This window comes from Belnapia sp. AC561 (assembly GCF_979252845.1).
The window spans coordinates 62,645-87,019 of sequence record NZ_CEEDBP010000007.1 but is presented as its reverse complement, the minus strand read 5'-3'; the positions used below and the strand labels follow the sequence as shown (position 1 = coordinate 87,019).

At 70.0% G+C, this 24,375-nt stretch carries 22 protein-coding genes and 1 tRNA gene; 8 read left to right on the top strand and 15 right to left on the bottom strand.

All coding sequences use genetic code 11. The features are described from left to right. Window positions 1-24 precede the first annotated feature (24 nt). From AC0IW9_RS08145 to selB, 3 genes are read left to right on the top strand one after another with little or no spacing between them, the layout of a single operon-like run. Window positions 25-924: a hypothetical protein gene (locus AC0IW9_RS08145; protein ID WP_471647722.1), complete on the top strand. Its 900-nt coding sequence runs from the start codon at window positions 25-27 to the stop codon at window positions 922-924. A gap of 2 nt (window positions 925-926) precedes the next feature. Then, window positions 927-2,285, top strand: a complete 1,359-nt coding sequence (gene selA, locus AC0IW9_RS08140) for an L-seryl-tRNA(Sec) selenium transferase (RefSeq protein WP_471647721.1) — start codon at window positions 927-929, stop codon at window positions 2,283-2,285. Further along, complete coding sequence (selB, locus tag AC0IW9_RS08135; protein ID WP_471647720.1) at window positions 2,282-4,165, top strand: selenocysteine-specific translation elongation factor; 1,884 nt, start codon at window positions 2,282-2,284, stop codon at window positions 4,163-4,165. The genes selA and selB overlap by 4 nt, the downstream gene beginning before the upstream one ends. Here the strand turns inward: selB and AC0IW9_RS08130 are convergent. Further along, window positions 4,153-4,488, bottom strand: coding sequence for a PRC-barrel domain-containing protein (locus AC0IW9_RS08130; protein ID WP_471647719.1), 336 nt, complete (start codon window positions 4,486-4,488; stop codon window positions 4,153-4,155). The two genes, selB and AC0IW9_RS08130, sit on opposite strands and share 13 nt — an antisense overlap. Window positions 4,489-4,555: 67 nt before the next feature. Here AC0IW9_RS08130 and AC0IW9_RS08125 point away from each other — a divergent pair. Next, window positions 4,556-4,648, top strand: a tRNA-Sec gene (locus AC0IW9_RS08125). On the opposite strand, the gene AC0IW9_RS08120 is transcribed toward AC0IW9_RS08125, so the two are convergent. The 8 genes from AC0IW9_RS08120 to selD are packed head-to-tail and all read right to left on the bottom strand — an operon-like array spanning window position 4,608 to window position 13,172. Further along, on the bottom strand, window positions 4,608-5,504 hold the full coding sequence (locus AC0IW9_RS08120; protein ID WP_471647718.1) for a formate/nitrite transporter family protein: 897 nt from the start codon (window positions 5,502-5,504) through the stop codon (window positions 4,608-4,610). The genes AC0IW9_RS08125 and AC0IW9_RS08120 overlap by 41 nt on opposite strands. Beyond that, window positions 5,504-5,773 carry a hypothetical protein gene (locus tag AC0IW9_RS08115; protein WP_471647717.1) on the bottom strand — a complete coding sequence of 90 codons (270 nt, stop codon included), beginning with the start codon at window positions 5,771-5,773 and terminating at the stop codon, window positions 5,504-5,506. Before AC0IW9_RS08115 ends, AC0IW9_RS08120 begins: the two co-directional genes overlap by 1 nt. Continuing rightward, window positions 5,770-6,672 (bottom strand): NrfD/PsrC family molybdoenzyme membrane anchor subunit, encoded by a 903-nt coding sequence (nrfD, locus tag AC0IW9_RS08110; RefSeq protein ID WP_471647716.1) that lies wholly within the window; start codon window positions 6,670-6,672, stop codon window positions 5,770-5,772. Before nrfD ends, AC0IW9_RS08115 begins: the two co-directional genes overlap by 4 nt. 8 nt (window positions 6,673-6,680) lie before the next feature. After that, window positions 6,681-7,586: a 4Fe-4S dicluster domain-containing protein gene (locus AC0IW9_RS08105; protein ID WP_471647715.1), complete on the bottom strand. Its 906-nt coding sequence runs from the start codon at window positions 7,584-7,586 to the stop codon at window positions 6,681-6,683. Continuing rightward, on the bottom strand, window positions 7,586-10,123 hold the full coding sequence (locus tag AC0IW9_RS08100) for a molybdopterin-dependent oxidoreductase (RefSeq protein WP_471647838.1): 2,538 nt from the start codon (window positions 10,121-10,123) through the stop codon (window positions 7,586-7,588). The genes AC0IW9_RS08105 and AC0IW9_RS08100 overlap by 1 nt, the downstream gene beginning before the upstream one ends. Before the next feature lie 54 nt (window positions 10,124-10,177). Beyond that, window positions 10,178-10,777, bottom strand: coding sequence for a hypothetical protein (locus AC0IW9_RS08095; RefSeq protein ID WP_471647714.1), 600 nt, complete (start codon window positions 10,775-10,777; stop codon window positions 10,178-10,180). Window positions 10,778-10,792: 15 nt separating this feature from the next. Continuing rightward, complete coding sequence (locus tag AC0IW9_RS08090; protein WP_471647713.1) at window positions 10,793-10,981, bottom strand: hypothetical protein; 189 nt, start codon at window positions 10,979-10,981, stop codon at window positions 10,793-10,795. Continuing rightward, window positions 10,944-13,172 (bottom strand): selenide, water dikinase SelD, encoded by a 2,229-nt coding sequence (gene selD, locus AC0IW9_RS08085; RefSeq protein ID WP_471647712.1) that lies wholly within the window; start codon window positions 13,170-13,172, stop codon window positions 10,944-10,946. Before selD ends, AC0IW9_RS08090 begins: the two co-directional genes overlap by 38 nt. A 76-nt stretch (window positions 13,173-13,248) precedes the next feature. Here selD and AC0IW9_RS08080 point away from each other — a divergent pair, with 76 nt between their 5' ends. From AC0IW9_RS08080 to AC0IW9_RS08065, 4 genes are read left to right on the top strand one after another with little or no spacing between them, the layout of a single operon-like run. Next, window positions 13,249-13,989 carry a cytochrome c oxidase assembly protein gene (locus AC0IW9_RS08080; protein WP_471647711.1) on the top strand — a complete coding sequence of 247 codons (741 nt, stop codon included), beginning with the start codon at window positions 13,249-13,251 and terminating at the stop codon, window positions 13,987-13,989. Then, entirely contained in the window at window positions 13,986-14,960 is a 975-nt protein-coding gene (gene coxB, locus AC0IW9_RS08075; protein WP_471647710.1) for a cytochrome c oxidase subunit II, read from the top strand. Before AC0IW9_RS08080 ends, coxB begins: the two co-directional genes overlap by 4 nt. Then, a complete protein-coding gene (locus AC0IW9_RS08070) occupies window positions 14,957-17,506 on the top strand; it encodes a cbb3-type cytochrome c oxidase subunit I (protein WP_471647709.1) in 2,550 nt (849 codons plus the stop codon). The genes coxB and AC0IW9_RS08070 overlap by 4 nt, the downstream gene beginning before the upstream one ends. After that, window positions 17,503-17,871: a hypothetical protein gene (locus AC0IW9_RS08065; protein ID WP_471647708.1), complete on the top strand. Its 369-nt coding sequence runs from the start codon at window positions 17,503-17,505 to the stop codon at window positions 17,869-17,871. The genes AC0IW9_RS08070 and AC0IW9_RS08065 overlap by 4 nt, the downstream gene beginning before the upstream one ends. Here AC0IW9_RS08065 and AC0IW9_RS08060 read toward each other — a convergent pair. From AC0IW9_RS08060 to AC0IW9_RS08035, 6 genes are all read right to left on the bottom strand, one after another. After that, entirely contained in the window at window positions 17,868-18,326 is a 459-nt protein-coding gene (locus AC0IW9_RS08060; RefSeq protein WP_471647707.1) for a c-type cytochrome, read from the bottom strand. The two genes, AC0IW9_RS08065 and AC0IW9_RS08060, sit on opposite strands and share 4 nt — an antisense overlap. Before the next feature lie 196 nt (window positions 18,327-18,522). Continuing rightward, complete coding sequence (locus AC0IW9_RS08055; protein ID WP_471647706.1) at window positions 18,523-19,629, bottom strand: hypothetical protein; 1,107 nt, start codon at window positions 19,627-19,629, stop codon at window positions 18,523-18,525. Window positions 19,630-19,759: 130 nt separating this feature from the next. Next, window positions 19,760-20,815, bottom strand: a complete 1,056-nt coding sequence (locus AC0IW9_RS08050; RefSeq protein WP_471647705.1) for an LLM class F420-dependent oxidoreductase — start codon at window positions 20,813-20,815, stop codon at window positions 19,760-19,762. 60 nt (window positions 20,816-20,875) lie between these two features. After that, window positions 20,876-22,504: a nickel ABC transporter ATP-binding protein NikE gene (gene nikE / locus AC0IW9_RS08045; RefSeq protein WP_471647837.1), complete on the bottom strand. Its 1,629-nt coding sequence runs from the start codon at window positions 22,502-22,504 to the stop codon at window positions 20,876-20,878. After that, window positions 22,501-23,346 carry an ABC transporter permease gene (locus tag AC0IW9_RS08040; RefSeq protein WP_471647704.1) on the bottom strand — a complete coding sequence of 282 codons (846 nt, stop codon included), beginning with the start codon at window positions 23,344-23,346 and terminating at the stop codon, window positions 22,501-22,503. Before AC0IW9_RS08040 ends, nikE begins: the two co-directional genes overlap by 4 nt. Then, a complete protein-coding gene (locus AC0IW9_RS08035) occupies window positions 23,343-24,374 on the bottom strand; it encodes an ABC transporter permease (RefSeq protein WP_471647703.1) in 1,032 nt (343 codons plus the stop codon). Before AC0IW9_RS08035 ends, AC0IW9_RS08040 begins: the two co-directional genes overlap by 4 nt. Between the last annotated feature and the right edge of the window lies 1 nt (window position 24,375).

The following is a 24,375-nucleotide window of genomic DNA, read 5'->3' as shown; positions in this document are numbered from 1 at the left end:
GTTGCTCCTTGGGCTGAGGCCTGGTTGCCGGGCTTCCTGCTGGCGGCCGGGCTGACGCTCGGCGCGCTTGTGGCGCTGGCGCTGGGCCATCTGCTGGGCGAGGCCTGGCTGGCGCCGCTGCGCCCGCCGCTGGCGGCCATGGCCCGCGCGGCCCCGGTTCTGCTGCCGCTGGCCCTGCCGCTGCTGCTGGCGGTCCCGGCGCTGTATCCCTGGGCGGCCGCGCCGGATGCCTCCGGCTGGTACCAGCCCGATGTCTTCCGGCTGCGCGGACTGGCCGTGCTGCTGCTCTGGGCCTGGCTTGGTTGGCTGCTCGCCCGGCCGGTGGTGCGGGGACGCACGGCCGGGGCGGCGTTGCTGCTGCTGGTGCTGACCGGCGGCCTCGCCATGGAGGATTGGGCGCTGTCCCGCGACCAGGCCTGGACCGGCAGCCTGCAGGGGCTGGCGCTGCTGGTCGAGCAGGCCGGCACCGCCATCGCGCTGGCGACGCTGCTGGCGCTGCGCCATGGCCTGCCCGATGAGGATGCCCGCACCGGCCTGGAACGCGCGCTGCTCACCTTCGGCCTGGCGACGCTGTGGCTGTGGTTCGTGCAGTACATCGTGGTCTATGCGGGCAACCTGCCGCATGAGGCCGCCTGGTACCTGCGCCGGTCGGCGGGTGCCTGGGGCTGGGTGAAGCTGGGCCTGGCGCTGCCGGCGTTGCTGGCGGCAATCGGGCTGGCGCTGGTGCCGCAGTGGAGGCCCTGGCGGCTGGCCGCGGTCGGCGGCCTGCTGGTGGCACAGCACCTCGCGCATCTGGCCTGGGTGGTGCGGCCGGATGCGGCATTGAGCGGCGGCGCGACCCCGGTCCTGGCCGACGCGCTGGTGGCCGGGTTCATCGCGCTGGCCGTCGCCGCCGCTTGGCGCCGTGGCGCGCGAGCGGCGTGAGCATGGACGGCCCCGACCCGCGCCGCCGCCTGCCGGCGCTGCACCGGCTGCTCGATGCACCGGCCGGTGCCGCCCTGCTGGCGGCGCATCCGCGCGCCGCCGTGGTGGCGGCCCTCCGGGTGGCGCTGGAAGCGGCACGGCTACGGCCTGATGAAAGCGACGAGGCGGGGCTCCTGGCGACCGCGACCGCGGCGCTCGGCCCGGTGCCTGGGCTGCGGCGGGTGCTGAATGCGACCGGGGTGGTGCTGCACACCGGGCTCGGCAGGGCCCCGCTGGCGCCGGCCGCCCTGGCCGCCATCGCCGGCCTCGCCGGGGGCTATGCCAATCTCGAACTCGACCTCGACAGCGGCCGCCGTGGGGATCGCCATGCAGGCTGCGCCGCGCTGCTGCGCGAGCTTACCGGCGCCGAGGCGGCGCTGGTGGTGAACAACGGCGCCGCCGCCGTGCTGCTGGCGCTCTCGGCCCTGGCGGCGGGGGGCGAGGCCGTCGTCTCCCGCGGTGAGCTGGTCGAGATCGGCGGCGGTTTCCGCATCCCGGAAGTGATCGCCCAGGGCGGCGCCCGGCTGGTCGAGGTCGGCACCACCAACCGGACGCGCCTGGCGGATTTCGCCGCGGCCATAGGTCCGGCGACGCGGGTGCTGCTGCGGGTGCATCCGGCGAATTACCGCATCCTCGGCTTCACCGAGGCGGTGCCGCCCGCGGCGCTGGCGGGGCTGGCGCATGAGCATGGGCTGCTGGCGATCGAGGATCTCGGCAGTGGCGCGCTGGCCGACCTCGGCCGCTTCGGCCTGCCGCGCGAGCCGACCCTGGCCGAGAGCGTCGCCGCCGGCTTCGACGTGGTGGCGGCCAGCGGCGACAAGCTGCTCGGCGGGCCGCAGGCCGGGTTGCTGGTCGGCCGTGCGGAGGCCATCGCCCGCTGCGCCCGGCACCCGCTGATGCGGGCGCTGCGGCCGGACAAGCTGACTCTGGCCGCGCTGGAGGCGACGCTGCGGCTCTACCGCGACCCGGCCCGGCTGGCCGAGGCGGTGCCGGCGCTCGGGATGCTGGCGATGTCCCCCGAGGCGCTGGCCGGGCATGCCGCGCGGCTGCTGGCGTTGCTGCCGGCGGCGGCCGGCGCCAGCCTGGAAGCCGGTGCCTCGTTGGCCGGCGGCGGTACCCTGCCATTGCTTGAGGTGCCGACGACGCTGGTGGCGCTGCGCCCCGCCGGACTGCCGGCCGAGGCGCTGGCGGCGCGGCTCAGGGCGGCGCGGCCGGCGCTGCTCGGCCGGCTCGACCGTGGCCGGCTGCTGCTCGACCCACGCTGCCTGGCGGAGGCCGAGATCGCCGAGGCCGCCGCCGCCGTGGCTGCTGCGCTGCCATGAGGACGGCTCTCGTCGCCGTGCTCGGCCATGTGGACCATGGCAAGACCGCCCTGGTCCGTGCCCTGACCGGCATCGAGACCGACCGGCTGCCGGAGGAGAAGGCACGCGGCATCTCCATCGCCCTCGGCTTCGCCCGGTTGGCGCTGGCCGATGGCGGCGAGGTGGATCTGGTGGATGCGCCGGGGCATGAACGCTTCGTCCGTACCATGATCGCCGGCGCCTCCGGCATGGATGCCGCGCTGCTGGTCGTGGATGCGCGGGAGGGGGTGCGGGCGCAGACCCGCGAGCATGCCGAGATCGCCGCCCTGCTCGGCATCCGCCGCGGCATCGTGGCCGTCGCCCGCAGCGATCTGGCGACGCCGGAGCAGCGTGCCGCGGCGGCCGCTGCGGCGGGTACCCTGCTGGCCGACCTCGGCCTTGGTACCTGGCCGGTGATACCGACCTCGGCCCGGACCGGCGAGGGGATCGACGACCTCGCGGCGGCGCTCGGCGGGCTGGCACGGGAGGGCGGCGCGGGCAGCGGCGGCGCCTGGCTGCCGCTCGACCGCGCCTTCACCCTGCCCGGCGCCGGGGTCGTCGTCACCGGCACGTTGCGGCGGGGCGAGCTGGCACTGGACGATGCGGTGGATCTGCTGCCCGGCCTGCGCTCCGCCACGATCCGCGGCCTGCATGTGCATGGCCAGGCGGTGGAGCGGGTGGCGCCCGGGCGACGGGTCGCCGTCGCGCTGCGCGGGCTCGAACGGGGTGAGGTGGCGCCGGGCGAGGCGCTGGCGACACCCGGCCTGCTTGCGCCCACCGGACAGTTCGATGCCTGGTTGACGGTGCTCGCCTCGGCGCCGCGGGCGTTGCGGCAGGGTGAGACGCTGCGGCTGCTTTGCGGCACGGCGGAGGTGGGGGCACGGTTGCGGCTGCTTGGGGCGGCGGCGCTGGCGCCGGGCGAGGCGGGCGTGGCGCAGCTGCGGCTCGACCGTCCGCTGGCGCTGCCGGTGCGCGAACCCTTCGTGCTGCGGCTGCCATCGCCGCCGCGGACCATCGCCGGCGGGATCCTGCTGGACCCGGCACCGCCGCACCGCCGCGCCCGCGATACCGCCCTGCTGGAGGCGATGAGCGCGGCAGCGCCGGTGCCGGCCGCGGCGTTGCGGCTCAGGGCGGCAGGCGCGGCGGGCCTGGATGCGGCCAGCCTGGCGCGGCTGGTGGGCGTGGTGCCGGCGGCGCTGGATGCCGCCGCTGTCGAGGCGGTGCCGCTGGGCAAGGGGCCACTGCTGCACCAGGCGGTGCTGGCAGCGCTGGAGAAGACTCTGCTTGGTGCGGTCGAGGCGGCGGAGCGGGCCGATCCGATGGGCCCCGGCCCGGAGGCCGGACCGCTGCTGGCCACGAGCCTGCCGCCGGCGGCACCGGGCGCCGCCATCGCTGCACGGCTGGTCGCCCGCGGCGCCTTGTCGCTGGCCTCCGGGCGACTGCGGCTGCGTGGCCTCGACCGGATGGCGCTGCTGTCGGAGCAGGACCGCGCGGCCATGGCGGCGGTGGAGGCGGCCTTTCGGACCGCCGGGCTGACGCCACCCGATGCGGTGGCGGTCGCCGCGCAGGACCCCCGCCGTGCCCAGGCAATCCGCGTTCTGCTGCGGGCCGGCGTGCTGCTGCGCTGCCCCGATGCGGTGCAGAAGCGCGAGGTGGTCTTCCACGCGGAGGCCATCGCCAAGGCGCGGCATATTTTGGCCGGCCTGCTGGCAGCGCGACCGGAAGGGGTGGCGGTCTCCGAATGCGGAGCCCTGCTCGGCATCAGCCGGCGCTTCAGCGTGCCGTTGCTGGAACGGCTGGACGCCGAAGGCTTCAGCCGCCGCAGTGGCGGGCTGCGGCAGCTCGCGGGTCAGTTGCGATAGTCGAAGGCCGGCAGGGCATGGACTTCCTCGCGGATCATCGGCAGCGTCACGCGGCGGTCGCCCTGGCGGAGCTGACCATAGGGCACGGCCACGTATCTGGCGGTGAAGCTCAGCCGCGTCTCGATCTCGATCACCGCGGTGACCACGCAGCCATCCGCGTCGGTCAGCAGATCCTCGACCTCGCCGAGCTCGACGTCGTCGGCGCTATGGACGTCACGGTCGAGCAGCGCCTTGGCCCGGGTCTGGCCGGCCGGCACCGCGGTCTGTGCCAGTACCGGGGCAAGGCCCAGGACGAAGGCGAGTACAGCGGTCAGCCGCCGCATGCGATGTTTCCTTGTTTCCGGCCATGTCAGCGGCGCAACCACCGGCCGCTGCGTCGGTTGAAACCGCGGAGGCGACAGGGGCCTGGTGGCCCCCGCGGTCTTCAAAACCGTGGGTCTGCTCAGCGCGGACGGTGGGTTCGATTCCCATCCGCCTCCGCCAGCTGGCGCTGTGGCTGATCCCTGAGATAGGCAAACCAATAGGCGCTGCCGACCAGCGCCCCGCCGACGACGTTGCCTAGGGTGACGGGCACCAGATTGGCCAGGAAGCCGGCCAGCGTCAGGTTGGGGAAGGCGGCGGCTGTGACCCCGGCCTCCATCCAGAAATCTTCCGAGGCATGCTGGCGCAGCAGCCAGCCCCAGGGAATCAGCATCATGTTGGCGACCGAATGCTGCAGCCCGAGCGCCACGAAGGCGGCGACCGGCGGGATGACGACCAGCACCTTGTCCGCCGCGCTGCGGGCGCCCCAGGCCATCCAGACCGCCAGGCAGACCAGGATATTGGCGAGGATGCCGCTGGCAAAGGCGCGGCCCGGCGGCAGCGCCGCCTTGTCCTGGGCGCCGGCGAGCGCCGCCGCGCCTACCGCGCCATCGCCGGCCAGATGAACACCGCCAAGGAAGGCGAGCACCGCCACCGCCAGCGCCCCGGCCAGGTTGGCGACGTAGACCAGGCCAAGCCTTGCCGCGATGGCGCGCAACCGGGCGCGTTCCTCGGCCCAGGCGACGACCATCAGCGTATTGCCGGTGAACAGTTCCGCCCCGCCGACCAGCACCAGGACGAGCCCGAGCGAGAAGGCCAGCCCGGACAGGAGCTGCGCCGCGCCGAAAGGCATCGCATCTTCCGCGCCGGCCAGCGTCAGGGTGGCGACCAGCCCGCCGAAGCCGATGTAGCCGCCGGCCAGCAGCCCGAGCACGGTGACCACCGGCCAGTCGAGCCCGGCCTTCCTCGCCCCGGCCGTGCTGGCCTGGGACGCGATGGCTGCCGGAGCCCGTACCTCGGGACTGGGCGGCGGGGCCATCAGTCCAGCCCCTCCAGCAATGCCTTGGCCCGTTCCAACCGGCCACTGCGGAAACCGGCAACCGGTATCGCGCCGGACCACGTCATGGCGAGGGCCGAATTGACCCGGGCGAGGGCAGGCGCCACAGCCTCGCCGGCACGGCGTCGGCTGGCGAGCTGGTCACGCAGGGTGACGATCGCCTCGAAGGCCTGGCGCGCGCCGTCGAGGTCGGCCGGCGGCGCAGCGGCGATCAACCGGTCGAGCGCGGCAATGGCCTGTTCGGCGCTCATGCCTGGGTGGCGCCGAAATAGTCGCCGGGGCGCTTGCTGCTGGCATCGCCGGCTTTCAGCAAGGCGTTGCGCAGCATTGCGCTGCCCGCCAGCACCGCGAGCGAGCCGAGCACCGGGCTGCCCAGCGCGCGGGCCGCGAGCGGCAGGGCCAGGCCCACCGCCTTGCCGCCGCCGCGATACTGCAGCGCCGAGGTGCCTTGTTCGAGCGGCCCGGCAACGCCGGCCCGGCGCCACTGCGAACCCGCCACCTCGCCGGCCAGGAATTCAGCCGCCAGCGCCACGTTTCCGAAACCTTCCAGTCGGCGGGCGCTGCCCAACTCGCCGGCGCGGCGTTGCAGCAGCGCCAGGGTGGAGGCGGCGCCCGCCATGGAAGCAGCGCCGAACTGCGCCGCCAGCGGGGCCGGGGCCGCTGCCCACAACGGGTTGCTCGTTGAGGACAACAGGGAGGCGGTATAGACCGCCATGCCGGCGCCGGTCGCCGCAGCCGGCAGCTGCGCCAAATCCGCGAGACGCCTGGCCCGCGGCCATCGGTCGCCCAGCAGATCGCCGAGCACGGTCGCCGCGCTGGCCAGCCCGAAGCCGGTCAGCAGCCAGGAGCCCCAGGACATCGGTGAGTTCGGGCGCAGGATCCGCAGCATGTTGTACCAGCGCTTCGGCGTCTTGAGATGGCCGACCAGCACCGCCGGGCCCACCACCGATCCGGCCAGCGCCAGCAGCCGGGCGCGGCGCGCCAGCCCGTCACGGTCCCAGGGGTCGTTGCGCTGCGCCACCGCCGCCAGCACCTGCGCGCCGCCGGCGGTGCCGAGCACGGCGATGTAGGTGGCAACCTTCCAGTCGAATCCGGCCGGCTTCAGCGCGGGGCGGTCATGGTAGGTCTCACCCTTCCAGGCTTCGTCCATCGGCCTGGTCATCGGCGGCCGACCCCGAGGAACAGCGCCGCCACGGCAAGCCCGGCCACCGTCGCCAGGCCGGAGACCAGCGAGGGACGCGCCCGGCGGGCCGGCCGCACCGGCGCCGCGGGCAGGCCATGCACCTCGGGCCGCTCGGTCAGCAGGAAGAAGGCGTTGAGGCGCTTGAGGCCATGCGTCGCGCCGGGCGTGCCGGGGGCGCCATAGAGATAGGCGCGGTCCTGTCCCATCTCCTGCAACTGCTCGACCCGCGCCTCGGCGCGCTCGATCAGCTCCTCGACCTCGCCGAATTGGATGCTGTCGGTCGGGCAGGCCTTGGCGCAGGCTGGTTCCATGCCGCCCTTCAGCCTGTCGTAGCAGAGCGTGCACTTGTGGGCCTTGCCATCCTCCTTCGCCAATTCGATCACCCCGAAGGGGCAGGCAGGGACGCAGTAGCTGCAGCCGTTGCAGATGTCCTGCTGCACCACCACGGTGTCGAACTCGGTGCGGAACAGCGCGCCGGTGGGGCAGGCTTCCATGCAGGGCGCCGGGTCGCAGTGCTTGCAGACATCCGACATCATCAGCCAGTTGGACTGGAAGGGCGGCATGGCGCCGGGGCGTTCGCCCTTGGGGGCCACCTTTTCCACGAAAGCGACATGCCGCCAGGTATGGGCACCGAGCGCGCCGGTATTGTCGTAGGACTGCCCGCTCAGCTTCATGCCGTCGGCGGGGAGGTTGTTCCATTCCTTGCAGGCCACCTCGCAGGCCTTGCAACCGATGCAGAGCGTAGTGTCGGTGAAGAAGCCGTAGGACCGGCCGGGCTCGATCCGGGTGCCGCAGGTCAGCTCCGATTCCTGCGGAAAAGGCGTGGTCGCCTCGGTGCCGCCCGCGCCACGCGCGCGGTCATGCGAAAGCCCGCCATCCATCAACCGGTCTCCTTGCGGCGGGGCAGCCGGCCGGCGCGCAGCGCGCAGGACAGCGACTTGTTTTCATGCATGCCGGTATTCGAATCGCCGACGATCGAGGTCAGCACATTGGCGATGTCGCCGGTGGCATAGCCGCCCCAGCCGTAGTGCCAGGGCAGCCCGAGCTGGTAGATCACGCCGCCCTTGCCATCGGTGAAGGGACGCAGCCGGTCGGTGACCAGCGCCTTCACCTCGATCTCGCCGCGCGGCGTGGACAGCACCACCCAATCGAGGTCGCGCAGTCCCAGCGTCCGGCCCAGCTCGGTCGGGATCTCGCAGAAGGCCTCCGGCTGCAGCTCCGCGGTGGTCGGCACGATGCGCGTCGGCGTGCCGCCGGAGTGATGCTCGGTGAGGCGGAAGGTGGTGAGTGCATGGGGGTAGCGCGGGTCGCCATGCGCCGAGAGCCGGTTGTCTGCCTGCTGCCATTGCTTGGCCGCGGGGCTCGCGGCATTGGCCGGGTGCAGCGGATTGCCGACGGGGGATTCGACCGGCTCGTAGTGTTCGGGCAGCGGCCCGTCGCGCAGGCCGGAAGGGGCGAACAATGCCGCCCGGCCATCGGCCAGCATGATGAAGGGATCGGTCCCGGCATGGGCATCCATGCCACGCGGCCGTTTCGCCCAGTCCGGCCGGTAGTCGGGACGCTTGGACTCGGGGAAGTCCGGCACGTCGGGGCCGGTCCATTTTGCCTGGGCCTCATCCCATTCCATCAGCGCCTTGCGGGCCGACCAGGGCTTGCCCGCAGGATCGGCGGAGGCGCGGTTGTTCAGGGTGCGGCGGTTGGCCGGCCAGGCGAAGCCCCAGCCGAGATGCGTACCCGGTCCTGCCTTGCCATCCGGCACCCGGGCACGCGCCAGGTTGCGCCCGGCCTCGGGGAAGACGCCGGCATAGATCCAGATGCCGCAGGCGGTGGAGCCGTCGTCCTTCAGCTGCTGGAAGGAGGAGAGCAGCTTGCCATCCGCCACGGTGCTGCCGTTCATCTCCCGCAGCACCGCCTCGGCATCGGGCTCATCCTCCGCATCCACCGGATAGTCCCAGGACAGGTTGCGGATGCCGGCATCCTCCGGCCGCGTGCTGCCGGCATAGAGCGCCTTCAGCCGGCGGCCGAGGTCATGGATGAAGAACAGCTCGGAGGTGCTGTCGCCCGGGGCGTCCACCACCATGTCGTGCCATTGGATCAGCCGGTGGGTATTGGTGAAGCTGCCGGCCTTCTCGCCGCTGAGCGAGGCGGGCATGAGGAAGACCTCGGTACCGATATCCTCCGGCCGCATCTCGCCGTCGCGCACCAGATGGCCGTCGCGCCAGAAGGTGGCGGTCTCGGTTTCGGCGATGTCGCGCACCACCATCCAATCGAGCCGCGCCAGGCCGCGCTGCACCAGTCGGGAATTGCTGCCGCCGACCACCGGGTTCTGCCCCATGACAAACAGCCCGCGCATGATGCCGTCGCGCATGGCCAGGGTCATCGGCAATTGGCTGTGGTCGCCTACGATGCGCGGCATCCAGTCGTAGCCCCAGCCATTGGCTTGGCTAGCCTCGCCGCCATACCAGGCGCGGAACAGGCTGACGGCATAGGCCGGGAAATCCGCCCACCAACCGGTCGGCGCCGTCTCCACCTTCAGGTACTCGGCCAGCGTGCCATGCGGCCGCAGGGCATGCGGTTGCGGCAGGTAGCCCGGCATCAACTCATAGAGCGTGGCGATGTCGGTCGAGCCCTGGATCGAGGTATGCCCGCGCAGTGCCAGCAGCCCCGCGCCCGGGCGACCGACATTGCCAAGCAGCCCCTGCAGGATGGCGCCGGCACGGATGATCTGGGCGCCGGTGGTATGGTGGTTCCAGCCAACCGCGTAGCAGATGACGCCGGTGCGTTCCCGCCCCGAGTTGCGCGCCATCGCGTCGCAGACCTTGAGGAAGGTGTCCTCCGGGCAGCCGGTGATCTGCGCCACCACCTCCGGCGTGTAGCGGGAGAAGTGGCGCCGCATGATCTGGTAGACGCAGCGCGGATGCTGCAGGGTCTCGTCGCGTGGTGGCGGCTGGTCCCGCAGGTGCGAGACCCGTTCGGCGAAGTCGCCGCCCGTCTCCATCCAAGCCTCAGCCAGTGGGGAGGGGATGGTAAGGCCCTGGTACTGCCAGCTCGCCGGATCGTAGCGGCGTTCTTCGGCTTTCCAGCCGGAAAACAGCCCATCCGCTTCGGGGCCTTCGTAGCCTTCCTCGATGATGGTCGAGAGATTCGTGTAGGGCACTGCCCAGTCACGAAACCAGAGGTCGTTCTCGAGCAGGTAGCGGATGATGCCGCCGAGGAAGGCGATGTCGGTACCGGCCCGCAGCGGCGCATAGAGGTCGCACATCGCCGAGGTCCGGGTGAAGCGCGGATCGGCATGGATCAGGGTGGCGCCCTGGGCCTTGGCCTGGAGCGCGAAGCGGAAGGCGATGGGATGGTTCTCGGCCATGTTGGAGCCCATCACGAGCACCACGTCGGCGCGCGCGACATCCCACTGGGGCAGCGTCGCCGCGCCCCGGCCGAAGGCGGTACCCAGACTGGGTACCGAGTTGTTGTGTCAAACCCTGGCCTGGTTCTCGATGAAGACCATGCCCAGCCCGGCGGAGAACAGCTTCTTGATGAGGTAATTCTCCTCATTGTCGAGCGTCGCGCCGCCCATGGAGCCGAGCGCCATGGTGTGGTTCAGCCGGGTGCCATCGGGCGCATCGGCGACGAAGCTGTCGTCGCGCACCTCCTTCGTCAGATGGGCGATGCGGTCCATGGCCCATTCGAGCGGGACCTCGCGCCACTCGCGCGCATGCGGCGCGCGATGCAGCACGCGGTCGATGCGCTGCGGGCTGGTCATCAGCCCCATGGTCGCGGCGCCTTTGGGGCAGAGCGTGCCTTGGTTGATCGGGCTGCGCGGATCGCCTTCCACCGCCACCGGGCGGCCATCCTTGGCATAGATCAACTGGGCGCAGCCCACGGCGCAATAGGGGCAGATGGAGGTGCCGACGCTATCGGCCTGGTCGGTGCGTGGCCGCAGCCCGCGCGAGGTCGCTGCCTCCGCCGCCTTGCCGGCATGGTCCTGGCCAGCGACCTGCCGTGGCACCGACCATTCGCCCAGGAATTGGCCGGCACGCTGGGAGAGACTGCGACGCATGGGGCGGCGGGGCATTGGGCGTCCTTCGGTTCAGTCCAGCGTTTCGATGCCGTAGGCGGTACCGCCAGTCATGCCCGGCGAATCCTGCCATGCCACCCGGACGCGGCGATGGGTCAGCGGCGGCAGGTCCTGCGGCTCGATCGCTGCCGAAGGCGACAGCACCAGGGTCAGGCCGCGGCCGTCATCCTGCAGCAGCCGGAACCGGCTTTCCTGCACCATCAGCATCCTGCCGTTCACGCTTTGCATCCGGGGCTGAACGCAGGCCGCTCCGGTCCGGTTGCAGGGCAATCCGCGCCGGCCCGGCGATGGTATGGCCGATGACCGCCGGGGTCTCGCCTGCCGCCCGCAGTGCGGCGAGGCAGCCCTCCGCCTGCCCGGCCGGCACCCCTGCCAGCAGGCCACCGGCGGTCTGCGGGTCCAACAACAGGGCGAGGCGCTCGGGCGCGATGCCATCCGCATCCAGCAGGTCGGGGCCGCAGGCCGCGGCATTGGCCGGGTGGAGGGTACTGGCATGGCCGGCGGCCAGCGCGGCCAGAGCCCCTGCCAGCGCCGGCACCGCCGCCGCATCCAGCCGGGCGCCGCAGCCCGAGGCGCGCAGCATCTCCAGCAGATGGCCCAGCAGGCCGAAGCCGGTGACATCGGCCGCCGCCGTTGCGCCATGCGCCAGCAGGATTCGGGAGGCCGGGAAGGGGTCCCGCTGCATCGCCGCCAGCGCCGCCGCCCAGTCCCGGCCTCGGCCAAAGCCGCGCATCCATCCGGCGAGGATGGCGCCGGTCCCGAGCGGGCGGGTCAGGATCAGCGCCTCGCCGGGGCGGAGGCCGGAGCGGCGCAGCGCCGCCTCCGGCGCCACCTCGCCGGTCACCGCGAAGCCGAGCGCGGCCTCCGCCGCCTCGCCGCTATGGCCGCCGGCGAGGCGGGCGCCAGCCGGCTCAAGCACCGATCGCGCCCCGGCCAGCATGGCGAGCAGGTCGGCCTCCAGCACCGGCTCGGCGGCCGGAGGCAGGCCGGCGATGGCTAGCGCCGCACGCGGGGTGCCGCCCATGGCGGCGATGTCGCCCAGCGCATGCGCCGCGGCGATGCGGCCGAAGACCCAGGGGTCGTCGCAGGGGGCGCGGAAATGATCGACCGACTGCACCAGGACCTGGCCGGGCGCGGGCGGCGCCAGCAGCGCGGCATCGTCCGGCGCCTCCAGCCCCAATGGCACGCCGGCATCCGGCATGCGCGGCAGCCGGGCCAGCACCCGCGCAAGCACCGCCGGCGGGACCTTGGCGCCGCAGCCGGCGCAGCGCATGGCGGGCTGTGCCATGGTGCGTGTCATGAAGGGCGGCAACCGGGCGAAGCTCGCTACCCAGTCGTGATCGATCCGGTCCTTCAGCCGCAGCGCCCAGCGCCCCGCGAGGCCGAAGGGCCCCTTGGCGGCGATCGCCCGCTCGCCCGCCAGGAGCAGTGCCAGGTGCCAGCGCTGCGGCCGGAAGGGACACGGCGCCCGGCCGGCCAGGACCCGGCGAAGGTTCTCGGCCAGCGGCACCCCCTGGCGCACGGCATAGACCCCGTTGCGCGGCCGGGGATGCGGCAGCACCGCCGCAGCATCGCCGGCGACGAAGACTGCCGGGTCATTGGTGCTTTGCAGGGTGGCGTCGGCGGCCAGCCAGCCGCCCTCGGCCAGGTCCAACCCGGTCCCAGCGAGCCAGCCGGGGGCAACGGCGCCGGCGGCCCAGAGCGCCACGCCGAAGGGCACCAGTTGGCCATTGGCCAGGCGGAGACGCTGCGGCTCCACCGCCGTCACCTCGCCGGACAGCGGCTTGATCCGTGCCGCCGCCAGCGCCCTGGCCGCAGCCCGCTGCGCTCCGGCCGCCAACCGCGGCAGCGGTCCGGCCGGGGCGAGCAGGGCGATGCGCGGCCCGGTGCCGAGCCGGGCGCGGGCCGCCAGCGCCACCTCCACCCCGGCAGCGCCGCCCCCCACCACCAGCAGGTCTTGCGGCGGATCCGCGACCAGGGCCTCCCAGGCATCGAGGAAGCGGCCCAAAGGCTTCAGCGGCAGCGCATGCTCGGCAGCACCCGGGACCAGGGCCGGCTCGGCGCCTATGGACAGCGACAGCAGATCGTAGCGCAGCGGTGGCCGGTCCGCAGCGAGGCGCAGCAGTCGCGCCGCCCGGTCCAGCCCCACGGCCTCCCCCAGCACCAGCCGTGCACCGGACGCCCGCGCCAGGGCGGCGAGGTCCACCCTGGCCGTGTCGCGGGCGATGCGCCCGGCCATGACGCCGGGGACCATGCCGGAATAGGGCTGTTCCGGCTCGGGCACGACCAGCGTCAGCCGCACCTCGGGCGGCAGCGGGCGCATGGCCAAGTGGCGCAACGCGACCAGATGCGCCGCGCCGCCACCCACCAGCACCACCTCCCGCTCGATCATTCCGCCCACCTCCTCGGCATCCATTTCGGTTAAACTTGCGTTAGCCGCAACGCTGGGCACGAAGAAAGGACGCGGGATGGGCGAGTGGACGCTGGAGAGCGCCTGGCTGGCCTATTGCGGCACACCGCCCATGCCGGGTGGGGCCGGTTGGAACTGGGACCCATGGCTGGGCATGGCACTGGTTGCCGGGCTGGCGCTGGCCTGGGACCGTGCGGCGGACCGGCGGGCCCTGCTGGCCGGCTGGATGGTACTGGCGCTCGCCCTGGTCTCGCCGCTATGCAGCCTTTCCGTGGCGCTGTTCTCGGCCCGGGTCGGGCAGCACTTGGTGATCCTGCTGGCGGCGGCGCCGCTGCTGGCACTCGGCCTGCCCGGGCCGCGCCGGGCCGCCACGCCGGGCGGCATCGCCGTGGCGGCGGCCGGCTTCGCCGTATCGCTTTGGTTCTGGCACCTGCCGGGGCCCTATTCGGCGACCTTCCGTTCCGACCTTGCCTATTGGGCGATGCATCTCAGCCTGCTCGGCGTTACGGTCTGGTTGTGGCGCGGGCTGCTGCTGGCGGCGGCAGTACGGCCGGAGGCGGTGCTGCCAGCCGGCCTCGCCACCGCGGCGCAGATGGGCGCGCTCGGCGCCTTCCTGACCTTCGCGCCTCGGCCGATCTTCCCGCCGCATGAATACACCACCCTGGCCTGGGGCCTGACCTCGCTGGAGGACCAGCAACTCGGCGGGTTGTTGATGTGGGTGCCGGGCGGCCTGGCCTTCGCCGGGGTGGCGCTCGGCGCGCTGGTGGTGGCGATGCGGCGCGGACGCTTCGCGGCGTGAGGCGGCCGGGCCTGGCTGCCTGCGCCGCGCTGGCAGGGTGTTCCGGCGTGCAGACGCCGCTCGATCCCTGGGGGGCGCAGGCCGGGCATATCGCCACGCTGACCCATGTGCTGTTCATCGGCGGCACCGCCATCTTTTTGCTGACCATGGGCTTCCTGGCGGCGGCGCTGCTGGCGCCCGGCCGGTGGCGCCAGGCGATGGGCTCGCGCCGCTTCGTCATCGGCGGCGGCGTCGTCTTCCCGGTGGTCACCTTGGCGGCGCTGCTGGTTTATTCCCTCGGCATCTCCCGTGCGTTGACCCTGCCGGGCGGGGAGGCGCCGCTGAAGGTCGAGATCATCGGCCGGCAATACTGGTGGGAGGTGCGCTACCCGGACGTCGGCGAGGGTGCCGTCACCGCCAACGAGCTGCACCTGCCGGTCGGGCGCGACGTGGAATTGCAGCTCAGCTCCGGCGACGTGATCCATAGCGTCTGGATCCCCAACCTGCACGGCAAGATGGATATGATCCCCGGTCGGGTGAACCGCCAGCGTCTCAGGGTGGACCGTACCGGCGTGCTGCGCGGGCAATGCACCGAATTCTGCGGCCTGCAGCACACCTTCATGGCCTTCTGGGTGGTGGCGCATGAGCCCGGCGACTTCGCGGCCTGGGTCGCCCGCCAGCAGGCGCCGGTCCCACCGCCCGCCACCGAGGCGGCGGCGGCGGGCATGCGGGTCTTCGGCGAGGCCGGCTGCGGCGCCTGCCACGCGGTGCGCGGTACCGAATGGCAGGGGCGGCTGGCGCCCGACCTGTCGCGCATCGGGGCCCGGCTGTCGCTGGCAGCCGGGGCGCTGGAGAACCATCGCGGCAACCTCGCCGGCTGGATCGCCGGGGCGCAGGACATCAAGCCGGGCAACGCCATGCCGGCCTATGGCCGTTCGCTGGAGGGCGCCGAGCTGCTGGCCGTCGCCGATTGGCTGGAGACCCTGCGATGAGCCCGGACCAGGGCGCCGCCGCGCCCAGCGCCGATAGCCTGCCCAATCCCTTGTCGCGTCCGGCGGATGAAGTGGGCCGGCTGCGGGCCGCCTGGGCGCGGCCGCCTGGCTGGCGCGGCATCGGCGAGATCAACAACAACCTGATCGGTCCGCTGTTCGTGGCGACGGCGTTGCTGTTCCTGACCCTGGCTGGGCTGCTCGGCCTGCTGATCCGGGTGCAGCTGGCGATGCCGGGCCTGACCATCATCGACCCGGCGACCTACAACCAGGTCTTCACCATGCATGGCACGGTGATGATGTTCCTGTTTGCTGTGCCGGCGGTGGAGGCGGTGGGCATCACCCTGCTGCCGGCCATGCTCGGCGCGCGGGAGATGCCGACGCCACGGCTCGGCGCCTATGCCTATTGGATCTACGTAATCGGCGGCCTAGCCTTCTTCTCCTCGTTGTTCTTCGGCGCGGCACCCGACGGCGGCTGGTTCATGTATCCGCCCCTGACAAGCAAGGCGCATTCGCCCGGCATCAATACCGACATGTATCTGCTGGGCATCGGCTTCATCGAGATCTCGGCCATCGCCGGAGCGATCGAGCTGATCGTCGGCATCCTGCGCTGCCGGGCGCCGGGGATGACGCTCGGCCGCATGCCGATCTTCGCCTGGGCGATGCTGGTCTTCGCCGCCATGGTGGTCTTCGCCTTCCCGGCGGTGATCGTCGCCAGCACGTTGCTCGAACTCGAACGTGCCTTCGACTGGCCCTTCTTCCTGCCGGAACGCGGCGGCGACCCGCTGCTGTGGCAGCACCTCTTCTGGTTCTTTGGCCACCCGGAGGTCTACGTCATCTTCCTGCCGGCGGCGGGCATGGTCTCGATGATCGTCCCGGCCATGGCGGGCACCGCGCTGCTGGCGCATGGGCTGGTGGTGACGGCGCTGATGGGCACCGCCTTCCTGTCCTTTGGATTGTGGGTGCACCACATGTACACCACCGGCATCCCGGGGCTGAGCCTCGCCTATTTCTCGGCGGCCGGCTTCGCCGTCTCGGTACCCTCCGGCCTGCAGGTCTTCGCCTGGATCGGCACCTTTGCCGCTGGGAAGCGGGTGCGGATCGCCACGCCGACGCTGTTCGTCTTCGGATTCCTGTTCATCTTCGTGCTGGGCGGGCTGACCGGGGTGATGGTCTCGGCGACGCCCTTCGACTGGCAGGCGCACGACACCTATTTCATCGTCGCCCACCTGCATTACGTGCTGATCGGCGGCATGGTCTTCCCGCTGCTGGCGGCGCTGTACTACTGGGCGCCGGCGATCGGCCAGCCGCTATCGGAACGCCTGGGGACATGGGCCTTCTGGCTGCTGTTCCTTGGCACGAACCTGACCTTCTTCCCCATGCATTTCGCTGGCTTCGCGGGCATGCCGCGGCGGATCTACACCTATCCGGCCGGCATGGGGCTCGAACTGTGGAATGCGCTGTCCTCGGCCGGGGCGGCGATGGTGCTGGCGGGCGGCGTGGTGCTGTTGGCCGACATCGCCTGGAATTTCCGTCCCGGTCGTGGCAGCGACCGCAGCCCCTGGCAGTCCGGTACCGCGGAATGGTTGCCGAGCGAGGATTTCGGCCTGCGCAGCATTCCCCGCATCACCGGCCGCTACCCGCTGTGGGACAATCCTCGCCTGGGCGAGGAGGTGACGGCGGGCCGCCACTTCCTGCCTGGCACGCTGACCGGGCGACGCGAGGCCCTGATTACCAGCCCGGCCGAAGCCTTGCCGCAATACGTCGCCGTCATCCCCGGCCCGGGCTTCGCCCATTTGGTGGCGGCGGTGGGCACGGCGGGCTTCTTCCTGTCGCTGGCGGTGGAGGCGGTAGTGCCGGCGGCTGGCTTCGCCCTTGTGGCGCTGGCCGGCTTCCTGCGCTGGCTCTGGACCGGCACCGACCTCGGCCCACTGCCGGCGCGGCGGGACGGGGTGGGCGAGGGGCTGGAGCTGCCGAATTACGTGACTGGGCCGCTTTCGACCTCCTGGTGGGCCATGGTCTGCCTGATGCTGGTGAGCGGCACCGCCTATGCCTGCCAGATGGGGAGCTACCTGTTTCTCTGGCTGGTGAATGGCGATGCGATGTGGCCACCGGCCGGCATGGCGGTGCCGCGTGGCGGCTGGGGGGCCGCTGCTCTCACTGGCTATGTGACGAGCGGCAGCATGCTTTTGCTGGCATCCCGCATGCTGCATCGGCGGGGAGCGCTGCCGGTGCTGCTGATGGCGGTGGCGCTGCTGATGCTGGTTGGGGGATTTGCCGCTGACCTGATGGCCCTGTGGGAGGCGGGGCTACGGCCAAGCCTGCATGCCCATGCCGCCGCGTCCTATGCGCTGCTGGTCTGGCAGGGCTTCCATGTGGCGGTGGCCACCATCATGGCTGGCTATATCATGGCGCGATCCTGGGCCGGGCTGCTGGACGGCACGCGGCGGCTCAGCTTCGACAATGTCATGCTGTTCTGGCTCTACACGGTGGGGCAGGGGTTGGCCGGGCTGGCGCTGCTCCACGGCTTCCCTCGGTTGCTTGCATGAGGACGACGGCGCGGCCGGTTTTCAGCGTGCTGCTTTCGGTCGCCGGGCTGGTGGTCTGGGCCGGGCATTTCACCGCCATCTATGCGGTCAGTGCCGTCGCCTGCGAGCGGGGCTTGCCGAGCCACTCGCTGCTCGGTCTGCCCTGGGTGCCGGCGCTGGTCGGGATGGCCACGGTGGTGGCGCTGGCGTTGCTCGGCTTGGTGATGCGGCCGGCCCTCAAGGGGCTTGGCCCTTCGCTGGCCGAAGGCGGCGAGGCAGAGCCGCATTTCACCCGATGGTTCGCCGGTAGCACCGCCGTGCTGGCCGCGCTGGGCGTGGTATTCCAGACGATGCCGGTGTTGATGATGCCGGGGTGTGGCCACTAGGTCCGCGGGCGGATCCGCGGCGTCTCGCGTGGCCCGCCGTCGCTGGGGGCCAGCTGCATCCCTGCCGGTACAGGTGGCAAGCGACTGGCGCCCAGGGTGAAGAGATAGGCCGCGGCGTCGCGTGCCTCCGCCTCGCTGAGGCCCAGGCTCGGCATGGCCGAGTCTGGTGAGATGGCGCCCGGATCCTGCAGCCAAGCGATCAGGTTGTCGGGTGCGTTCGGCAGACGACCGCCGACATAGCCACGCCGGGACCATTCCGTGAGTGGCGGGCCGACCCAGGAGACCGCACCGCGTACCCCGGGGATGACATGGCAGGCGCCGCAGCCGGTGGCGAGGATCACCGCATGGCCGCGTGCAGGGTCGCCACCGGCAACGCGAAGCGCGGGTGGCTCCTCCGCCTCGCAGGCAGTGGCCAGCAGTAATGCTATACCGCAGGCCAAGCGTCGCAGGTTCATGTCTGAGGGGCTGACTTGGTGCGGCGGTTCATGAGAGGTGGATCCTGCAATGCCTGACCGGCAACGTTGCCGCCCGAGGGCTGGTTGCAGGTCTCAGTGCCGCTGCAGAACCTGATGCGCCAACCGCGGGGGTTTGAAGCAAGTCGAGCCGGAAAGCGGCGTGCATATACCTCCGTTGCTTGGTTCGGAGGAGGTTTCAGCGCCCCCCGCAGGCTGTCAGATGATCGGCCAAAAGCGGTGCCCATCCGGCGTTGAGGATGGCGCGGAGAGGGCCTTTCAGCAGCGCAGTATCGATCTGCTGCCCAGGATCGATGATGGGTTGGGAGGGATCGAAGCTTCGAAGATTCAACCGAACCAAGGCAATGAAACATTGCCTTGCTGCAACCATGACATTCATCAGGTCACCGATGACCCATACATTCTCAAATAAATTCTGCGCCTGAACCACGGGCTTGACCGCTTCCAGACCGGTCGAGAAGCTGTCGCGTGCCGCATCCCGCATGCCGAATGCGCTCATCAACAGGCCATGCGTAAAACAACCCAGTACGAGGTTGAGTGCGCTTACCTTTGCGAAGTGGACGTTGGGAACCTGTCTGACATTGACTGCGAACAAGGTCGCGGCATCGGTGTACCGGTTGTTCAGAAGGGCCAGATATCCAGCGACCGTGGCTAGGGAAATCGTCCAACGGATGTAGCGCCAATCGGGGGTGTCCCCGCCTTCGCGAATGAGGTCCTCACCGAGGACGATATCCTCAAGCGCCATCTGAACGATGGTCTGCGCCCGTGCAAAGTCGGCTGGCTGCAGCTGGGCGAAAGGTCGTTCCAGAATCCGATGAGCCATGACGACAAGGGCCGCGTTACGGACGACAAAATCATCCGGGAACCGCAGGACGGCTGCCCACGCGCCAAGCTCCAGAAGTACTGGCGAGGTGAAGCGTGAATGATGCAGCTGAATAAGCTTATGAAATTCATCGGGCGTATCCAACGCCAAAGCGCGGAAGACGTCGCCTTCAAATCGAACTGGGACATCAGGTTCTAAAGATCTGCCGTAGGCATCGATGGCGTCAACCCGCATCTCAGTGAGGGTCAGCAGCGTCGAAATGTCGACTTCAACAGATTGGAAGTTCGTCGTATTGCCTATTGTTCCTTTTGCATCGGACATAGAGAAAACTGCAATAGATTCGCCTCCGACGGCGAGGGTAATAGACTTGCCTACCATTCCTTCATCGTAATTGACGGCGGAGCTGGAGAAGCGCACCTTGCGACGGCCATTATCAACTTCTGACGCAATCGAGACTTTCATAGTATTTACCTAGTGCACCAAACGGTTTGCGCCATCTCAAAGTTGATCCACAAACAGAACGTCTTAAAAAACACCGATTTGCTTGAAAGGTCAACGTGGTCTGCTTCCGGCTCCACCCGGTTATCCTTCCTCAGGCCTGATTCAGCCGGGCAGCCTCGGCCATGACCTCGATCGCTTCCGGTTGGCGCGAACGAACCGTCAAGGCATCGGCGCCTGAGTCCTCCCAGGCTCGGAAGCGTTGCTTGATACGGGCCGCTGGTCCAACCAAGGCCTTGGCATCCACCCACTCGTCCGGGACGGCCGCGGTTGCTTCTTCCTTATGGCCCGCAAGATAGAGTTCCTGGACTCTGTTGGCGGCATCGCCGAAGCCACGCCGCGTCATCATGTCCTTGTGGAAATTCTTGTCCTTGTGCCCCATCCCGCCAACGTAGAGGGCGACCTCTGGCTTAAGCCGGGCCAATGCAGCACCGACATCCTCCGCGACCTCGACATGGGCCGAGGCCTGGATGGTGAAGTCGGCCCGGGACTTAGGCTTGCCGGTGCTGGCCGTAGCGCGGCGGAAGCCTTCTTCCAGCCACGGCATATAGTCCGGCAAGCAACCAGGCACGAAACCCAAGGCGAGCCAGCCATCCGCGATCTCGGCCGTGAGTTTCACGGTCGATTCGTTCTCGGTCCCTAAGTAAATCGGGATATCGGGATTCATGTGAAGGATCGATTTCAGCGGCTTGCCAACGCCGAGGGCGCCTTCGCCGGTATAAGGCAAGCTGATCTCGCGTCCATCGTGGATGACTGGCGCTTCCCGGCGGAAGATCTTCCGCATGATAGCGACGTAGTCCTTCATGCGGTAATAAGGCTTGCCCCAGGGCTCGCCATACCAGCCCTCGACGATTTGCGGGCCGGAAACGCCGAGGCCCGCGATGAAGCGGCCACCGCCGGCCAGGCTATCGACCGTGGCGGCACACATCGCCGCATTCGCCGGGCTGCGGGCGGCGAGTTGCATGATGCCGGTCCCGAGCCGGATGCGATGCGTCACGGCCGCCAGATAGGCGAGGGGGCTGACGGCGTCGGACCCATAGGCCTCCGCCGTCCAGACGGTGTCGTAGCCCAGAGCCTCGGCCCGCTGGACCAGCTTCACCGGAACATCAAGCCGTGCACCGGAATAGCCGATCGACAGGCCAAGCTTCATGGTTTCCTCCGCAGGCTTTCCGACAAGCTGCCGGAATAGCGGATGGATTCCAATATCTCGCTAGGGTGGTGCGGCAACCGGAGCGAAGTGGGGAATTGCGGCCAGGAGCTCCGCCGTATAGCCGGCCTCGGGCGCGGCGAAGATCGTATCGCTCTGCCCTTCCTCCACCAATCGTCCGGTCTGCAGCACGATGGTCCGCTCGCACATCATCCGCACGACGTTGAGGTCATGGCTGACGAAGAGGTAGGCAAGCCCGGTTTCCCGCCGCAAACGGTCCAGTAGATGAAGGACGACAGCCTGGACCGAGACATCCAGCGCTGCGGTCGGCTCATCCAGCACCAGCAGCTTCGGCCCGACAGAAATCGCCCGGGCGATGCCCACGCGGGCTTTCTGACCCCCTGAAAGCTGGTGGGGGAAGCGCTCGAGCAATTCCAACGGAAGCCCGACCTTCTCGGCGCAATCGTAGACATACTTACGCAACTTATCGCGATCGTTGATTTCCAATAGCCTGCGTAAGGGATCGGCGATGGAGTCGAAGGCGGAGAATCGAGGGTTCAGGCTTTCCCCATGGTCTTGGAAGACAAGCTGTATATCCTTGCGGAACCGGCTGCGGTGGAATGCCGAAGCCGGAACGGCCCCGATATCCTCGCCGTCGAAGCGGATCTCGCCGGCGGTCTGGTCGAGGAGACGGCATACCAGCCGCGAGATCGTGCTCTTGCCCGACCCGGATTCCCCGACCAGGCCCAGGCTCTCACCGGCGTTGAGGTGGAAGGAAACCCGGTCGACGGCCGGCGTCTTGCCATGGCCGAAGACCTTGATCAGGTCCCGTACCTCGAGGAGCGCGCTGCCCCTGACCGGCGCCGCTTTGGGTAGCGGCGGCTTTCCGACCAGGCTCTGGACCGTAGAGTTCCGGGTCGGGGAAGCTGCAACCAAGCGTTGCGTATAGCCATGCCGGGGATTGCCGAAGAGCTGCGCCGGAGCAGCCTGCTCGACCACCTGGCCACGCTCCATCACTGCGACGCGGCCACAGTATTGCGCCGCCAGGCCCAGGTCGTGGGTGATCAGGATCATTGCCATGCCGCGCCGGGCGGTGATCTCCGCCAGCATGTCCATGACGGTCTTCTGGGTCGTCACGTCGAGCCCGGTGGTGGGTTCATCCGCGATCAACAGGCTGGGTTCGCAGGCGATGGCCATGGCGATCATCACCCGCTGGCACATGCCGCCCGAAAGCTCATGTGGAAAGGCGGCGAGGCGTTGGATCGGGTCGCGGATGCGGACCGCCTCCAGCAGTTCCACCGCCCGGTCCCTTGCCTCGGAGACGAGCAAGGGTTCATGCGCGCGCAGGGCGTCGGCGATCTGCAGGCCGATGGGGCGGATCGGGTTCAGCGCGGCGCGTGGGTTCTGGAAGATCATGGACATGGCCGCGCCCCGCAGCGGCGCCAGCACCCGGCGCCCGGCATGGGTGATGTCCTGGCCACGGAAGCGGATGCGGCCGCCGCTGACCTTTCCGGCCCGGTCCAGCAGCCGCATCACGCAGAAGGCGGTGACCGATTTGCCAGAACCGCTTTCCCCCACGATGCCGAAGGTCTCCCCCGCCGCGACATCGAGCGAGACACCGCGCAGCGCCCGCACCACGCCGTTGCGGGTGGAAAAATCGACCTGGAGGTCTTCGACCTGCAGCAGGGTCACGTGCGCATCCTGGGGTCCAGGATATCCCGCAGCCCATCGCCGAGCAGGTTGAAGCAAAGCACCGCAAACATCAGCGCGCCTCCTGGGCAGACGACCAGCCACCATTTGCCGGTGGAGATGAAGCGCGCCCCTTCCGCCACCATGATCCCCCATTCCGGCGTCGGCGGCCGGACCCCGAGGCCGAGGAAGGACAGGCCGGCGGCATTGAGGATGGCCCAGCCGAGATTGAGCGAGATCTGCACCGCCATGGCCGGCAGCACGTTGGGCAGCAGGAAGCGCAGCACAACCTGGGCATGGCTATTGCCCGAAGCCCGCGCCGCCTCCACCCAGCCGAGGCCGCGGCGGATATTCACCTCCGCACGGGTGAACCGGATGTAGAAGGGCAGGTTGATGATGGCCGTCGCGTAGATGATGTTCTCCACCCGGTTGCCCAGCGCCGCGACCATCGCCATGGCCAGCACGAACAGCGGGAAGGCCATCAGCACATCGACGAAGCGACCGACCCAGGCATCCAGCCGGCCGCCGCGGTAGCCGCAGAAACTGCCGATGATGGCGCCCAGCAGGAAGGATAGGCTGACGGCGGAAGCGGCGATCAGCAGGTCCAGCCCGGTCGCCACCAGCACCCGGCTGAAGACATCCCGCCCCAGCTGGTCCGTGCCGAACCAATGCGCCGCACTCGGCGGCTGCAACGCGATGGGTACGTTGGAGGCAACGGGATCGTAGGGCGCCAGCCAGGGGCCGAAGATCGCCGCCAGCACCAGCAGCCCACAGCCGCAGCCGGCAAGCAGGGTCAGCGGATTGCCGCGCAGGACCCAGCGCGCATGCCGCAAGGTCGCGCTCATCCGATCGAGACCCGCGGATCGGCCAGGCCGTAGAGCACATCGACCGTGAGGTTCACCGCGACGAAGATCAGCGCCATCAGCAGCACGAAGCCCTGAACCGGGGCGTAATCGGAGGCCAGCAGCGCATCGAGCGCATAGGAGGCGACGCCGGGCCAGGAAAAGACTTTCTCCACCAGCACGTTGGCGCCGAGCATGGTGGAGAAGACGATGCCCATGATGGTGATGACCGGCAGCAGCGCATTGCGCAGCGCATAGACCAGGATCACCCGCTTGCGGGACAGGCCAAGCGCTTCCCCGGTGCGGATGAAGTCGCTGGTCAGCACTGCCAGCATGGAGGCCCGGGTCATGCGTGCAAGGGGTGCCAGCACGAACAGCGCCATGGTGCAGGCCGGCAGCACGAGCTGGCTGGCCGCCGCCCCGAAAGCCTCCATGTCGCCGGCCAGCAGGCTGTCCACCAGCAGGAAGCCGGTAACGGTCGGCGGCTGGGAGGCGAAGATGTCGATCCGCCCGGTCGGGTCCGGTGCCACCCCCAGCAGGAAATAGAAGGCATAGATCAGCAGCAGGCCGGAGACGAAGGTCGGCACGCAGACGCCGAGCGTGCACAACAGCCTGACGCCATGATCCAACGGCGAGTTCTGTGACAGGGCGGCCAGGATCCCAAGTGGGATGGCGAAGGACAGGGCCAGCACCAGCGCGGTGAAGGTCAGCTCCAGCGAGGCAGGCAGGCGGTTGCGCAGGTCGGCCAGCACCGGCTGCCCGGTGGTCAGCGACCGCCCCAGGTTCCCGTGTCCGATATCGCCGAGGTAACGCACGAGTTGCAATGCCACCGGCTGGTCCAAACCGAGCTCCTTGCGGATCATCTCGATCTCCTCCTGCCCCGCATTGGGGCCGGAGGCGAAGAACACCGCCGGGTCGCCCGGCAATACCCGCATCAGCAGGAAGGTCAGCACCACCACGCCGAGCAGCGCCGGCAAGGCTGCCAGAAGCCGCTGCCCGACCCGCCGCCCGATACTGCGGAGCAAAGCCATG